The following is a 15843-nucleotide window of genomic DNA, read 5'->3' on the forward strand; positions in this document are numbered from 1 at the left end:
CCGCACTCCGCACCACGTACCGCGTCTTCGTCTCCGGCTCCGTCTCCGGCTCCGGCTTCGACGAGAGCAGCGCGTTCATGGGGTTTCCTTCCGGACGGGGGCTGTGAACCTCTGGGACCAACCGGGTTCAACGATGCCGTCGTCCGTGCGCCGGAACGATGAGGTGAGCTCCCGAACCGGGGGTGTAGCCAGCTGTACCTCCGGCCCGGGGGAGAGCCCTCGTCCCCGGGGAAAACCACCGGCGACCCGCCCGGCACGCGCCGCCACCCGGACAAGGGGAAGTCGGGGGGACGGCGCCGGGAGCGGGCCGGGGCTTACAGGGACTGACGCATGATCCAGTCCCGGATGCCGGGGATGGTGTAGGCGACCTGCCAGGTGGCCATGTGCGCGCTGGTGGTGGAGCCGGACGGCACGACGGTGCCGGCCTCGAAGGCGGCGAAGTTCACCGGGGTCCTCTGTGCCTTCATGCTCCGGACGTCCGCGGCGAAGTCCGCGGCCGTGGACCGGCCGTCCCACAGGGCGGTGCTGACCTGCGTGCCCTGGTCCTGGATGACCTCGGTGATGGCCTGCTCGCCGGGGTACGCCTTGGTGTCGTCCGCGGAGACGAGGATCCACAGCTTCTTCTGGGCCAGCGGCGCGGCCTGAGTCTCCGGCCACTGGCCGGCGACGATGAACGCGGCCGCGAAGAGGTCGGGGTACCTGATGTTCAGGCCCAGCGACATCATCGCGCCCATCGACTGCCCGGTCGTGTAGAGCCGGTTCCGGTCGATGCTGTACTGCCGCGTCACCGACTCGACGAGGTTGGCGGTGGCCTCGAACAGCGTCGAGGGCTCGTAGGTGTCGTCGATCACCACGGAGCCGTATTCGGGCGCCAGGACGAAGGACTCGTGCCGGGCCTGGTCTTCCGGGCTCGCCCAGCACACGGCGCCGAGGCCCTGGACCAGGGGGCCTTCCGTCGCGACGTTGACCACGCTCGCGTCGTGCATGAACAGCACCATCGGGTAGCTCTTGCGGCGGTCGTAGTTCTTCGGGACGAACAGGTTGTACTTCAGGGTCTGTCCGGTCGCGGGGTCGCTGAACGAGAACTGCCGGAAGTCGTCGACGATCAGGTTCACCACCGCGTCGGTGGACCGCGCCGTGCTGTCCGGGGCGTAGCGGGTGCCGCGGGTCGTGGTGACGGTGCCCGTCTGGGTCAGTGTGGCCTTCGCCGCGACGATGGTTCCTCCCGGTGTGGTGTCGCCGACCACCGGGCCCCCTTGCCCGGGCCCGCCACCGGTATCGCCGGACCCGTCGCCCGATCCGTCGCCGGACCCCCCGCCGGGAGGGGTGCCGGGACCCTGCTGTGTCACCCACAGGGCCGCCGCGGTGTCGTCCGGCGACAGCTCCACGATGACGTAGCGGCCGTCCTCGCCCCGCCGCGCGAGGCCGGCCGTCCGGTTCGCGTAGACCTTGGTCACGGTGCGGTCGGTGACCGCGAACGTCGACGTCGACAGCGTCGAGCCGTCGATGTCCCGGTCGTACTCGACGGCCACCGCGACGAGTTTCTGCCCGGAGCCGAAGACCTCCGTGATGGCGGTGACGCTCCGCACGTGGTCACCCCCCGAGCCCGTCGGGTCCGCCGCGTCGGCCGAGCCGGGGGTCGCGCTGCCGAACACCGCCAGGGCGCCGGCTGTCGCAGTCGCGGATCCGGCCATGAACGTACGCCTGTCCATGAAGATGAGCTCCTTCGAGAGTGATTGCCAGGGCTATTGGGTGCCACTGTTTCGCCTCATGCTGTGAAGCGGTTCAAGAAGACAGCTCTTTTTCCACAGGTTACGCAGAGGTTTCCTGGTCGCGTACGTGAATTCGCGGCGTGCAATCTTAGCTAACGCGCGGCAATTGTTGACGGCCTCGATTTCCGGTGTGACGATCCTGACGCGCCGGGAGGGCTGCCTGGTCCTGGGTGGCCCGGCGGATGTGCCCTGGTGCCGGGCGTTCTCGCGCTTTACCGATGGCCGAAATTCGCAGAACCCTGGCTGTTTACCGCGTGTCGCAACGGGCGTCTTTGGTTCAACGGACGGCTTCGATTTGACGGACGTCTTCGGTTTGTCGGGCGCCTTCGGCTTTTCGGGCGTCTTCCGCTGGTCGGGCAAGGACTTCTTGAATATGAGGGAGAAAGCTGTGGTTCCCAAGAATGAGAACGAGAGCACTCGGCTCGGCAGCGCGCTGCATCGGCGGTCGTTCCTCAACGGTTCCATCGCCGCGGCGGTGACGGCCACGTCCCTGGGGGGCGCCACGGCGGCGCAGGCGGCGGGCGCCGGAGCGGTACTGAAGGCGGGGGCCGGCCGGGCCGTGATCGACTTCCCGTCCTCACTCCTGCCGCTCGACGGTTTCACCACGGTCCACGACGACCTCTACGTACGGATCCTCCTGCTGGAGAACGGCTCGCGCCGCGTCGCTCTCGCCGTGCTGGACCTGACGTCGATCAGTGCGGAGGCGATCGCCGCGATGAGGACGACCATCGCGAAGGCGTCCGGCGTGGCGACGGCCGACATCGTGGTGACCGTGACGCACACGTTCTCCGCCCCGCACGTGCAGGCGACCAGCAGTTCGACGGCGGCGGCTCAGTATGTGCAGCAGATCACGAAGGCCACCGCGACCGCGATCGCGGCGGCGGTCAAGGGACTCAGGTCCGCGCGGGTCGGCTTCGGCACCGGCACCTGCGACGTCAACGTCAACCGGGACGTCCTCACCGCCGACGGCTGGTGGCTCGGCACCGGCGAGGCGGGCTCGTCCGACAAGAGCGTGGGCGTCACCCGCCTCGACGACCTGGACGGCAACCCCATCGCCGTCCTCATCAACTACAGCGTCCAGTCCTCGGTCATGATGGAGTCGGTCATGACAAGCGGCGACCTGCCGATCACGGCCGACCTGGCGGGCGCGGCGGTGCGGCACGTGGAGGAGCAGTACGACGGCGACGCCGTCGGGTTCTTCCTGGTCGGCTCCTGCGGGGACCAGTCACCGGCGTTCAGGTCGAAGCGGTACACCATCGACAAGGACAAGAAGTGGGCCCAGGTCGACGCCCAGGACGCCGGCTGGCTGCTTCTCACGGTGCAGGGCGAGCGGCTGGGCACCGAGGCCGTCCGGGTCAGCGAGACCATCAAGACCTCCGGCGGCGGTTCGGGCTCGACGATGCGCCTCCTCACCGACACCGTCACGGTCGACACGATGGCGATGGGACATCCGACGGGACCGGCGAAGACGTACGACTTCACCCCGACCGGCACGGCCGACGTACCGATCTGGATCCTCCAGCTCGGCAACGGCGCGTTCGTGGGGGTGGAACCGGAGCTGTCCACCGACACCGCGCTGGCCATCAAGAAGCACTCGCCGTTCCCGCACACCGCCGTCATGTCGATGCTCGAAGGCGGCTCGAAGAACATGGCCGAGGCGCAGAGCTACGCCCGGATCACCTACGAGGCGATGGACTCGTCGTACGCCCAGGGCTCGGCCGAGACGGTCGCGGCGAAGATCGGCGCCATGCTGCACTCCCTACGCGGCTGAACCTGCCCGGGGTGCGGAGGCCGAGCCCCTGCTCACGCGCCGCGCCAGGCGCTGAGCAGTTCCTCGGGACCGTATGCCGCCTGGAGTCCGGAACAGCCGACCCCACCCCGCGAGACGGCCACGAGCGGTACGGGCTCGTCGGTGATCGCCGCCCGGTGCTTCTGCAGTGCGGCCAGGTCGTGGCTGTCGAACGCGGCGTTCTCCAGCCATTTGACCGAGCCGAGGAAGAGCAACCGCTTGGCCACGGGCTCCCGGTCGGCGCCCACCAGGTCGATCTCCACGTCGTTGCTGCGGGTCCAGTACCCGCCGATCGCCGGGGCGGCGGGCAGGAGCCCGTCCGGCAGGAGACGGGCGAGGGACTCCCGGACCAGGGGCTCGATCGCGCGGCCCCGCCAGCTCGTCCACCGCTCCTTGATCCGGCTCAGAGCGAGATCTCCCCGCATCCGCTCGATCTCCGCCATGTGCGGATCCAGAAACGCGAGCCAGAACCGCAGATAAGGGTCCGCCACTCGGTAGCGGCGTTCCTTCGACGGCCGTAGTGAGAGGGGAAGTTCGGCTGCCACCACCCGTTTCTCGGTCAGTACATCCGTGGCTCGGGTGAGAGTGGTGTGGGCGATGTTGCCGGCGGCGCGCGCGATGTTGGTGAAGGTTCGCTCCCCGCTTCCGATGGCTCGCAGGACTTCCCTGCTCATCGCCTGGGGTGGGAATTCCGCGGCCAGTGAGCGCTCGGCGGAGACCAGCAGCGCCGAGATCGGGTTGTCCAGCGAGTCGCGGAGGAACTCCCGGACATCCGCTCCGGGCCGCCACTCCGCACAGATCAGCGGCAGACCGCCCGTGACCAGGGCGGCATCGAAGGCGGCGGCCGGTTCAAGCCCGAGCATCTCGCCGATGTCGGCCGGGTTCAGCGGTCCCACGACCATTTCCCGGCCCCGCTGGTGGAAGGGACGGTCGTAGCTGTCCAGCGCCTCCATCATCGACAGGTCGGAGCCGACCAGGAGGAGGAGTACGGGTTTGCGGCTGAGCAGGCGGTCCCAGGCCCGCTGGAGCATGCCCTCGAAGGCGTCGACGCGGTCCATGAGATACGGCACCTCGTCGATGACGACCACGCTCGGCCTGTCGTCGGGAAGGATCTCCGCAAGCAGCCTGAACGCCGCGTTCCACTGCGTCGGGCTCTCCTCCGAGAACAGCCTCCGCTCCGGCAGGGTGGACCTGGCGACGGCGTCGAGCAGCTCCGTCAGCTCGTCCTCCGCCGTGCCGCCCGCGGCGGTGAAGAAGAGGTGGGGCGTCTGCGTGCGCCGGAGGAACTCCTCGACGAGGCTGGACTTGCCGACCCGCCGCCTTCCACGCATGAGGACGCACTGACCCGGTTTCGCCGACCCGGCGGCGTCGTGAACCGCCTGGAAGGTGTTGCGGAGCACGTTCAGCTCACGGTCCCGCCCGACGAAACGACGCATGAGAAGACCCCCGTAGGAGACAGTATCGGGAGAGATACTATCTCCATTGTTACCATTGAGCCTCATTCGGGCATGCCTCACCCGGGCATGACGCCGTGGATGCGGGAGAGGGTGAAGACGCGCTCGGCGTCCCGCAGGTGACACCAGGCTTCGAGGTAGGGCGGGTCGAGTACGAGGCGGCTGAGGGTGCGCAGGGTCCGGTTGCCCGAGGTGGCGACGTAGTCGACGGTGATGGCCTCACCGGTGTCGATGGCGTGGGCGAGCTGGCGGACATCGCTGTACGGCAGTCGCTTCGCCCACCCCGCGACGATCTCCTCGGTGTCCGTGGCGAAGGGCCCTCCTCCGTCGAACGGCGCGGGTTCCGATGGGGGTCCCTCCGCTTGATCGAAGCCGAGAGTGAGGGAAGTCGGCGCGGCGGCCAGCAGTCGGGTCGCCAAGGCGGTCGGGTCGACGGCGGCCGGTGGCATCGCCGCGAGGCCGGCCGCGATCCGGCGCCTGTCCTTTCCGCCGGTGCCTCGTGGGGCCGGAACGGGTGTGGTGGCCCGCCGAGGCCGGGTCTTGTCGATGCGTACCGTGCCGTCGGACGTCTCGGCGACAGGGGCGTACCCCTGGGATCGGAGCGCGGCGAGGGTCGTGTCGAGGGGGCTCCGGCTGACCAGCACCGTCGGCGCCAGGTGGCGTAGTCCGAGCTTGGCGAGCCCCCGGTGGGCGGCGAGTTCGGCCAGCAGCGCGGGCTCGTCGCCGTGGATGACGCAGGCGGCGGGGGCGATGCGCACGCGCCCGTGGCCGCGCGCTGTGTCGGCGATCAGGTACGACAGAGGCTGTGGCAGGGGCCCGGTGGCGACAGCGGTCAGGTCGGCGGTGATGTCGTCGGGGACACGGCCGGTGTCCAGAGCCCGGCGGATGCCGCCGGCGCTGAACCGCCACACCGACGCCGTGCCGCTGGTCTCCCGGTCGGCGACGGAGTCCAGGAGTGCGGCGAGCCGCGCGGACGGTGTGCCCGTGACGACGGCGGTGAGGTCGGCGCCGATCCGGGCCGTCGAGATGGCCGGGGGCAGCAGCCGTCCGCACTCGATGCTCAGCCCCTCCGCGTCGCCGTCCCGCAGGTTGATACCGAGGGCGGTCAGGGCACCGTGCGCGAGTACGCCGACGAGCTCGGCCTCACGGATCACGGCGGCGAACGGCGTTCCGTCCTGGGGCGGCGAGTCGGCGAGTGGACGGTGCCAGGCGATCAGCGGCCCCAGATCCGAGGTGACCCTCGCGCCCTGCCCTGCCGGGAGCCGTGCGGCTGCGGCCAGCAGCCCGTCGCGGGCCCCCAGGCAGCCGTCGCAGGGCGGTGCGCCGGCGAGGGCGGGGAGCGCCTTGTTGTCCTCGTCGCGCGCCAGGGTGGGGGTGAGCGGCAGGTTTCGCCATGCCTGAAGCAGTACGGCGAACTGCTCCGACGGTTCCTGTTCGGCCCAGGCGTCGTAAGTGTCGGTGGACGCCATGTGATCGCCGTCCCGGCCCAGCAGCCCGGCGGCGTACGCGGCCTCGAGGGTGATGCGTACGACGGTGTCGTCGGCCTGGGCGGCCTTGCCGATCCGGGCCAGTTCACGTGCACCGATCCCGCCGGACTTCAGCCGGGCCGGCGCGGTCGCCGAGCAGGCCGACAGGACCGAGACGGCTTGGGCCACGAAGGCCGTGGCCGCGGCTGACGCTTCGCGATCCACCTCCGCCGGGGTGACGGACACCAGCCGCGCGGAAGGAGGGACGGGCTCGAACGGGGCCCGCCAGCAGGGCCCGCGCAGCGCGAGCGCCACCTCGGCAGGCATACGGGCAGGCCCGTAGCGGTGACGGTCCTGGACCAGGAGCCCACGGTCCAGTGCCCATTGCGCGCCCGGTTCCAGGCCGGCGCCGGGAACCCCGAACATGATGAACTCAGGCTGCCTCGCCGTGGCTCCCGCTCGTCGTTCGAGCAGCTTCCGGGCCGCCGCCGGGGCCTTCGCGACCACTGAGGCGATCTGCTCCGGGTCGCTGTGGTGTTCCACCAGGGTGGCCAGCCGCTGCGGCTTGGTGCCGGGCGGCGTGACGCCCAGTGTCACCAGCATGCGGCGCAGTTCGTCGGACGTCGTGCCCGTCAGCAGCTCTTCCAGCGGAGCGTCGAGTCCCAGAGGCGCGTCCCAGGCCTGCCGCAGCGGTGCGGCCATGCGGAGCTTCCCCGCGTCGTCCGGCCAGACCAGAGCATGATCGGCCAGCACCTCCAGCGCGGCGTCGAGCTCGCGAGTGGTCTCGTCGTCCGCCGCCCCCAGCAGCTTCGCCAGGGCATCGCGGGAAGCGGATGCCCCGAGCGCCGCCAGCGCCTCGGTCACCTGCAGGTGCGGGAGCGTGAGCCGCGGCAGGGCCAGCGCCACCGACCCCTGGCGTTGAAGACGGTCGGCCAACTCCCCCAGCGAGCGCGGCTCCGGAGGGGCCACGGCGTCCTTCCGTGCCATGAGCACGCGCGCCAGGCGAGCGCCGTCGAGGCTGCTCAGCCACTCCGCCAGGGAATTCATGTGGGGTGCACCTCGTCAGACCGGAGAGCGAGCGCCGGAGCCGGTCCGGCGCCGGGTCCAAGGATGGCGCATTCCCGTGATCCGCGGGTGCCGCACCAAGACAGGTCACCCCTTGGTGACACGAAGACAGGTCACCCCGCGGTGGGCGTCGGCGCTTCATCGGGCCGGCTCGGGGCGGAAACCGAGACGGACAACGTCGAAGGGCCCCACCGCGAACGGTGGGGCCCTTCGAGTCGTGCCCGGTGAGGCACTGGCGGAGGATACGAGATTCGAACTCGTGAGGGGTTGCCCCCAACACGCTTTCCAAGCGTGCGCCCTAGGCCTCTAGGCGAATCCTCCGCGGCAAACAATACAAGACGTTGAGGAGTGCTCGCGAACTCGTTCCCCCCTCCCGGATCGGGTACTCTGTGCGGAGCCCCTCACGTGGCGCTATCTGACTGAACTCCCCCAGGGCCGGAAGGCAGCAAGGGTAGGTTGGCTCTGGCGGGTGCGTGGGGGGCGCTTGCGTTTGCGGGGCGGGATGCGGCGGGGGTCCGGGGGCCAGGGGTGCCCGGGTGCTCGGTGAACGGTCCTTGTTGTCAGTGGGCGCCTATAACCTCGTATGTGTGTCGTCTCTCGCGCTGTACCGCCGTTATCGCCCGGAGTCGTTCGCCGAGGTCATCGGGCAGGAGCATGTCACCGACCCGTTGCAGCAGGCGCTGCGGAACAACCGGGTCAATCACGCGTACCTGTTCAGCGGTCCGCGCGGGTGCGGGAAGACGACCAGTGCGCGGATTCTGGCCCGGTGTCTGAACTGCGAGCAGGGGCCGACGCCGACTCCTTGCGGGGAGTGCCAGTCCTGCAGGGACCTCGCGCGCAACGGGCCGGGGTCGATCGACGTCATCGAGATCGACGCCGCCTCGCACGGTGGCGTCGACGACGCTCGTGACCTGCGGGAAAAGGCCTTCTTCGGGCCGGCGAGCAGTCGGTACAAGATCTACATCATCGATGAGGCCCACATGGTCACCCCGGCGGGCTTCAACGCCCTGCTGAAGGTGGTCGAGGAGCCGCCCGAGCACCTCAAGTTCATCTTCGCCACGACCGAGCCCGAGAAGGTCATCGGGACGATTCGGTCGCGGACCCACCACTATCCGTTCCGGCTCGTGCCGCCGGGGACCCTGCGGGGGTACCTGGGCGAGGTCTGCGGGCATGAGGGCATTCCCGTCGAGGACGGGGTGCTGCCGCTGGTCGTGCGGGCCGGCGCCGGCTCCGTGCGTGACTCCATGTCCGTCATGGATCAGCTTCTCGCGGGGGCGAGCACCGACGGTGTGACGTACGCCATGGCCACCTCCCTGCTGGGGTACACGGACGCGTCGTTGCTCGACTCCGTGGTCGAGGCGTTCGCCGCGGGCGACGGCGCCGTGGCCTTCGAGATCGTGGACCGCGTCATCGAGGGGGGCAACGATCCCCGGAGATTCGTCGCGGACCTGCTGGAGCGGCTGCGCGATCTGGTGATCCTGGCCGCCGTTCCCGACGCCGCCGAGAAAGGGCTCATCGACGCCCCGTCCGACGTCGTGGAGCGCATGCAGGGCCAGGCCGGGGTCTTCGGCGCCGCCGAGCTGAGCCGCGCCGCCGACCTCGTCAACGAGGGGCTGACGGAGATGCGCGGCGCCACCTCGCCGCGACTCCAGCTCGAGCTCATCTGCGCGCGCGTGCTCCTGCCCGCGGCGTACGGGGACGAGCGATCCGTCATGGCCCGCCTGGACCGGATCGAGCGCGGGGTGAACTTCTCCGGCGGCGGCGCGGGCGCCCCCACCATGGGGTACGTACCCGGTCCCGAGGTGCATGGAGGGGTGCAGGCCGCGGGCGCCGCGATGGTTCCGCCGGGCGGAGGTGTCGCCGCGGCCCGGGCCGCTGTGCGGTCGACGGATGGTGCGGGTGGTGTCGGTGGGGTTGCCGCGGCGCCGGGTGCGGGGGCGGCCCCTGCCCCTGCCCCTGCCCCTGCCCCTGCCCCGGCACCGGCTCCCGCGCCTGCCGCGGCCGCGCCCGCTGCTCCTCCGGCCGCCGCTTCGGCCCCGCCCGCTTCCCCGCCGGGAGCCGCGCCCGGTGCCTGGCCCACCGCGACGGCCGCGGGCAGCGGTCGGCGTCCGGGTGGCTGGCCGACCGCGACACCCGCGGGCGGGGGACAGGCCCCCGCCGCGTCCGGCGCACCCGCGGCTCCGCCGGCGACATCGGCTCCCGGCCCCGGCCCCGGTCCCGTAGCCACATCCGCCGCCGCGCCGGCCCCCGCCGCCGGCGGCGTCGACCCCCGCATGATCTGGCCGAACATCCTGGAGGCGGTGAAGAACCGCCGCCGCTTCACCTGGATCCTGCTCAGCCAGAACGCGCAGGTCACCGGCTACGACGGCACGACCCTGCAGATCGGCTTCGTCAACGCCGGCGCCCGCGACAACTTCGCGAGCAGCGGCAGCGAGGAAGTCCTGAAGCAGGCGCTGGCCGAACAGTTCAACGTGCAGTGGAAGATCGAGGCGATCGTCGACACCTCCGGTGGCTCGGCACCGCCACCGATGCCGGCCTCCGGTCCCGGGTTCGGTGGCGGCGGTGGCGGTGGTGGTTACGGCAGCGGTGGTGGTGGCGGTTACGGGGGAGCTCCGGCCGCCCCGCGTCCCGCTCCCCAGCAGCCCCCGGCCCCTGCTCCGCGCCCCGCCGCGCAGCAGGGCCCGCCCGCGGGCCAGGCTTCGTCCGCGTCCGCCTCGACGCCCGGCCCGCCACCCCCCGCCGCCTACGAGCCGCCTCCGGTGGCCCCCGAGGACGACATCCCCGAGGACGACGACCCCGACCTCGACGAGTCCGCCCTCTCTGGCCACGACCTGATCGTCCGTGAACTGGGGGCGACGGTGGTGGAGGAGTTCTCCAACGAGTGAACAAGGGAGTGCGACAAGGGAGTGCGGGAAGGGACGGGCGGCGCCCCTTCGCACCCCGCCGCCCTCGGACACACCCGGCCCCTCTCGGAGGATCGCACCAACCCCTCGCACCCCCCGCTTCGGAAGCCCCCACAAAGGGACCCGGCTCCGGCGGATAGGCTGACCCCGTGAAGGTCCTCGTCATCGGTAGTGGCGCCCGTGAACACGCCCTGTGCCGTTCCCTGTCCCTCGACCCCGACGTCACCGCCCTGCACTGCGCCCCCGGGAACGCAGGCATCGCGGGGACGGCCCAGCTGCACCCGGTCGACGCCCTCGACGGCGCCGCCGTGGCCGCGCTGGGCACGGAGCTCGGTGCCGAGCTGGTGATCGTGGGCCCGGAGGCGCCGCTTGTCGCCGGGGTCGCCGACGCCGTGCGCGCGGCGGGCATCCCCTGCTTCGGCCCCTCCGAGGAGGCCGCGCAGCTGGAAGGCTCCAAGGCCTTCGCCAAGGACGTGATGGCGGGAGCGGGCGTCCCCACAGCGCGTTCGTACGTCTGCACGACGCCCGAGGAGGTCGACGAGGCGCTCGACGCCTTCGGCGCCCCGTACGTCGTGAAGGACGACGGACTCGCGGCCGGCAAGGGCGTCGTCGTGACCGACGACCTCGAGAAGGCCCGCGCGCACGCCAACGCCTGCGACCGCGTCGTCATCGAGGAGTTCCTCGACGGTCCCGAGGTCTCCCTCTTCGCGATCACCGACGGCGAGACCGTCGTCCCGCTCCAGCCCGCCCAGGACTTCAAGCGCGCGCTGGACGGCGACGAAGGCCCGAACACCGGCGGCATGGGCGCGTACTCGCCCCTCCCGTGGGCGGACCCGAAGCTGGTCGAGGAGGTCATGGAGACCGTCCTCCAGCCGACCGTCGACGAGCTGCGCCGCCGCGGCACCCCGTTCTCCGGGCTTCTCTACGCGGGTCTGGCGATCACGAGCCGCGGTGTACGGGTGATCGAGTTCAACGCCCGGTTCGGCGACCCGGAGACCCAGGTGGTCCTGGCCCGGCTGAAGACCCCGCTCGCGGGCGTCCTGCTCGCCGCCGCGGAGGGCACCCTCGCCGATCTGCCGCCGCTGCGCTGGAGTGACGACGCGGCGGTCACCGTGGTCGTGGCTTCGTACAACTACCCGGACACCCCGCGCACCGGCGATCCGATCACCGGGCTCGACGAGGTGGCGGCGCTGGACGCCCCGCACGCGTACGTCCTGCACGCCGGGACGAAGCACGACGGCGACGCGGTCGTCAGCGCGGGCGGCCGGGTGCTCTCCGTCACGGCGACCGGCACCGACCTCACCGAGGCCCGCGCCCGCGCGTACGCGGCGGTCTCCCGCGTCCGTCTCGACGGTTCGCAGCACCGTACGGACATCGCGGCGAAGGCGGCGACGGACGCCGCGACCGAGGCCACGACCGAGGCGTAGATCCCCTGACGGAGGCGTAGCCCCCTCACCCCCGCACACACCTATGGGCCCCGGATTCTGTACGGAATCCGGGGCCTGATCGTTGCCCACGGTCATCCACCTTTCCCCAAAGCCATTCCATCGAGTGAGCGATGCCCCATCCGGCTGACGGGGGCCGAGGCCCCAACTAGGGTGCGGCGAAAGCGTTCCGGCACTTGGCCCACCGGCATTGCGATGTCGGTGGTGGGTGCCACAGTGGGGGAGTGAGCAACACCAGGGCATCCTTCGGCGCGGGCTGCGAGACAGCCCGGGCCGGGCCGACAGCAGGGGGTGACATCCGGTCGTGACCGGTATGGGTGTGGAGGTGGGCGCGCAGGCCGCGCGCTCCCGGGCGCTCGCCGTGCTGCGTATCCGCAGCAGGGCGCTGGCCGTCGCCCTGCTGCCCGCGGCCGTCGCCGTCGTGCTGCTCGTCGGCGGCTCGACCGGGCACATCACCGGCGGAGGCTGGCCCGTCACTCGCTCGATCGTGACGGTCCTCGCCGTCCTCGTGCTGCTCGCCGCCGCGGGCATCGCGCTCGTCGTCGCCCGCGCGCGGCCCGCCGTGAGCCCCACGGTCCCGATCGCGGAGGCGTCCGCGCCGGACCTCTACCGCCTGGTCCGGGACCTGGCCGACCGCCTCGACGTCCCACCGCCCTCGGCGATAGCACTGACCCCGGACTGCGACAGCTGGCTGGAGGACCGCACCCACCCGGCGCACGGCCCGCCACCCCCCGAGCACCGCGACGAAATAGCGGGCGTACGAGGGGGACGAGGCGGGGCCGGGCGCCCTCGCCGAGCCCCCGCGGCTCCCGTCCTTGTCATCGGCTCGCCCTTTCTGTGGTGGATGCGGGTCGGGGAACTGCGCGCGGTCCTCGCCCCCGTCGTCGCCGGTACGGGCCCTTCGGCGCACCCCGACATAGCCGCGGCACGCCGTTTCGTACGGGGTCTGGACGCGGCCGTGGCCGTGACCTCCGAGCCCACCCGCGGCCCCCTGGTCCGCACGGTCCTCGCCGGTGTCGGCTGGGTGACCCGCCTGCTGCTGCGCAGCTGTCGAGGCCATGCGGCCGAGATGGAACGGGGCGTGGCCGCCGCGGCCGCCGAGCGTGCACAGGCTGTGGACTACGGTCTGCGGATCGTCGCCCAGGAACAGGTCGGCCTGGCGTACGCGGGCTGGGACCGGCTGCTGACCCGGGTCGCGCTGCCCGCCTGGCGGATGGGCCGCTGGCCGTCCCGGCTGGACGCGGGTGTCGTCGCGGCCCTCACCGAGCTGTCGCGCCGTGACCGGCTGGCCGAGGGCTTCGCCTCCCGCCTCGGCGAGCGTCCCGCCTGCGACCTGCTCGAGGAGCCCGGCTCGGTGGACGAGGCGGCCTCACTGCTCGCCGCGCGCCTGTTCCACGGCGGGCCCGCGGAGCCCGGGCCCGACTGGGCGCCGGTGGACTGGCAGGAGTATCCGGACGAGGTGGTCGACCGCACCTGGCGCACCGAAGCGGCCCGTCTGCACCGGGTGCTGGACGCGCTGGGCGTCCGCCACCCCACGGATCCGACCCAGCCCGACCAGGGCGGCCCGACGCTGGCACGCGTGCTCGACCATCTGACCGCGCCCGCCACGGCCGACGCCGAGACCGACGCCGATGTCTCCGTCGATCGGCGCGGGGCGTACGAGGAGAGCGGCACGGGCGTGGTCCCGGGCGACGCGGTGGTCGAGGTCGAGGAGGAGGTCGGGGAGGATGGCGAACTCGTGCTCGGGAGTGAGCGGACCGCGGCGCTCGCCGCGGGACTCAGCGCGGAGCTGGCCCGTGAGGAGGCGGCGGCGCCGGCCGTCGTGTCCGGGCCGGGCGGGGGAACGGAGCAGCCGGGGCCCGACTGGTCGTTCTGGGACGACGGGATGCTGCCGCTCTTCCCGCTTCAGCCGCCACGCAGTGGGCGTGAGCTGTTGGCCGACCATGTCACCGCGATGGTCTGTTGTGCGGCGATGGACACCGCGGGGGCGATGCCGGGGCTCGACTGGCTCGACGGGCCCGCCCTTCTCGTAGGCGGGGCGCGGGCCGCCGATCTGGGGCCGCGGGTCCTGACGCTCGTCGAGGACGGTGACCCGGTGCCTCTGCGGGACTGGCTCCGGCACCTGGGCGTCCGTCCCGAGAAACCGGTCCGCCTGGTCTGACGCCACCACCACCGTCCCTTCTCCGGGCACCTGTATCCGCCCTCCTATCCGGAGGGAAGTGTTCCGGTCACGTCAATTCGCGACGAACGGTGACGGAGTGCGTGCGTAATGTGATGTGCTGGGACCGATCGCGCACAGGGCAGAGGCTTACAGCACCGACGGGGGCACGAGGGAGGGGAGCAGGCATGGGGTCGGAGCAGATCCGCCGCTGGGAGTCGGGCGCACTCGCGCACGCCGTGACGGACCCCTTCGGCCAGGGTCCCGTTCCCTGGCTCAGGGGCGACGAGCAGTACTTCGACGACACCGGCCACGTCGTCCCCTGGTACATCGACCACATTGATCACGCCGGCCAGGCCGGTCCCGCCGCGGGCTCCCGTGGCTCCGCCACCCTCCAGGGCTCCCGCAAGGCCCCCATCCCCCATCCCCGCGCCGGCGGCCCCCGCTCCGCCGACGACGTGCACCGCCAGATCAAGGGCTTCGCCTCCAACGGCGCGGCCGCGCCGGGCGAGGCCATCGACTTCCACGTCACCGTCGACCCGCCCCAGGAATTCAGCGTCGACATCTACCGCATCGGGCACTACGGAGGCGACGGGGCCAGCAAGATCACCACCAGTCCCCGCCTGTCCGGCATCGTCCAGCCGCCACCTCTCACCGCTGACAGAACCGTTTCTTGCCACCACTGGTGGCTCTCCTGGCGCCTGCAGATCCCGAGCTACTGGAACATCGGCGCGTACGTGGCCGTACTGACCACCGCCGACGGCTACCGCTCCCACGTCCCGTTCACCGTCCGCGACAACCACCCCGCGGACCTCCTCCTCCTGCTCCCGGACATCACCTGGCAGGCGTACAACCTCTACCCGGAGGACGGGCACACCGGCGCGAGCCTCTACCACGCCTGGGACGAGAACGGCCGGCTGCTGGGCGAGTCCGAGGCCGCGACGACGGTCTCCTTCGACCGTCCGTACGCCGGCGCGGGCCTTCCCCTCCACGTCGGCCACGCCTACGACTTCATCCGCTGGGCCGAGCGCTACGGCTACGACATCGCCTACGCCGACGCCCGCGACCTGCACGCCGGCCGCGTCGACCCCACCCGGTACCGCGGCCTGGTCTTCCCGGGCCACGACGAGTACTGGTCGATGGCCATGCGCCGCACCGTGGAACTGGCCCGCGAAAGCGGCACCTCGCTGGTCTTCCTCTCCGCCAACACCATGTACTGGCAGGTGGAGTTGGGCCCGTCCCCGTCCGGTGTCGCCGACCGCCTGCTGACCTGCCGCAAACGCAGAGGCCCGGGAAGGCCCGCGCTGTGGCGCGAGGTCGACCGTCCCGAGCAGCAGCTCATCGGGATCCAGTACGCGGGCAGGGTCCCGGAACCCCACCCTCTGGTCGTGCGCAACGCCGACCACTGGCTGTGGGAGGCGACCGGCGCACACGAGGGCGAGGAACTCGACGGCATGGTCGCGGGCGAGGCCGACCGCTACTTCCCGCGCACCCCGCTGCCCGAGCACCAGGGCCGCATCCTCCTCGCCCACTCCCCGTACCAGGACAGCGAGGGCGCCACCCGCCACCAGGAGACCTCCCTCTACCGGGCCCCCTCCGGCGCCCTGGTCTTCGCGGCCGGGACGTTCGCGTGGTCCCCGGCCCTGGACCGTCCCGGCCACGTCGACACCCGTATCCAGCGAGCCACCGCGAACCTCCTCGACCGCATCTGCAAACGCGACTGAGAGCGCGCACCCCGCACGACCACCACGGGCCCCCGCCCACCCCCTGGCCAAAGACACTTCCCGAATA

At 71.7% G+C, this 15843-nt stretch carries 8 protein-coding genes, 1 tRNA gene and 1 other RNA gene; 6 read left to right on the forward strand and 4 right to left on the reverse strand.

The features are described from left to right. Positions 1 to 314: 314 nt before the first annotated feature. On the reverse strand, positions 315 to 1712 hold the full coding sequence (locus tag OG568_RS27250) for an alpha/beta hydrolase-fold protein (RefSeq protein ID WP_329533452.1): 1398 nt from the start codon (positions 1710 to 1712) through the stop codon (positions 315 to 317). 448 nt (positions 1713 to 2160) lie between these two features. On the opposite strand from OG568_RS27250, the gene OG568_RS27255 reads away from it, so the two are divergent. Further along, positions 2161 to 3543, forward strand: coding sequence for a hypothetical protein (locus OG568_RS27255; RefSeq protein ID WP_329533453.1), 1383 nt, complete (start codon positions 2161 to 2163; stop codon positions 3541 to 3543). 32 nt (positions 3544 to 3575) lie between these two features. Here the strand turns inward: OG568_RS27255 and OG568_RS27260 are convergent, their stop codons facing one another. The 3 genes from OG568_RS27260 to OG568_RS27270 form a co-directional block, all read right to left on the reverse strand. After that, on the reverse strand, positions 3576 to 4997 hold the full coding sequence (locus OG568_RS27260; protein ID WP_329533454.1) for an ATP-binding protein: 1422 nt from the start codon (positions 4995 to 4997) through the stop codon (positions 3576 to 3578). Positions 4998 to 5074: 77 nt separating this feature from the next. Further along, the gene (locus OG568_RS27265; protein ID WP_329533455.1) at positions 5075 to 7528 is read right to left on the reverse strand and encodes a helicase C-terminal domain-containing protein; all 2454 of its coding nucleotides are present in this window, start codon (positions 7526 to 7528) and stop codon (positions 5075 to 5077) included. 251 nt (positions 7529 to 7779) lie between these two features. Beyond that, positions 7780 to 7867 (reverse strand) — tRNA-Ser (locus OG568_RS27270). 71 nt (positions 7868 to 7938) lie between these two features. On the opposite strand from OG568_RS27270, the gene ffs reads away from it, so the two are divergent. The 5 genes from ffs to OG568_RS27295 all read left to right on the forward strand — a co-directional run bounded on the left by ffs (position 7939) and on the right by OG568_RS27295 (position 15776). Next, positions 7939 to 8037: signal recognition particle sRNA small type (ffs, locus tag OG568_RS27275), an RNA gene on the forward strand. Positions 8038 to 8133: 96 nt separating this feature from the next. Next, positions 8134 to 10431, forward strand: a complete 2298-nt coding sequence (locus OG568_RS27280) for a DNA polymerase III subunit gamma and tau (RefSeq protein ID WP_329533456.1) — start codon at positions 8134 to 8136, stop codon at positions 10429 to 10431. Between the two features lie 167 nt (positions 10432 to 10598). Further along, a complete protein-coding gene (gene purD / locus OG568_RS27285) occupies positions 10599 to 11876 on the forward strand; it encodes a phosphoribosylamine--glycine ligase (RefSeq protein ID WP_329533457.1) in 1278 nt (425 codons plus the stop codon). A gap of 331 nt (positions 11877 to 12207) precedes the next feature. Further along, the gene (locus OG568_RS27290) at positions 12208 to 14055 is read left to right on the forward strand and encodes a hypothetical protein (RefSeq protein ID WP_329536471.1); all 1848 of its coding nucleotides are present in this window, start codon (positions 12208 to 12210) and stop codon (positions 14053 to 14055) included. A gap of 185 nt (positions 14056 to 14240) precedes the next feature. Then, a complete protein-coding gene (locus OG568_RS27295; RefSeq protein ID WP_329533458.1) occupies positions 14241 to 15776 on the forward strand; it encodes a N,N-dimethylformamidase beta subunit family domain-containing protein in 1536 nt (511 codons plus the stop codon). Positions 15777 to 15843: the final 67 nt, after the last annotated feature.

This window comes from Streptomyces sp. NBC_01450 (assembly GCF_036227505.1).
GTDB lineage: Bacteria > Actinomycetota > Actinomycetes > Streptomycetales > Streptomycetaceae > Streptomyces.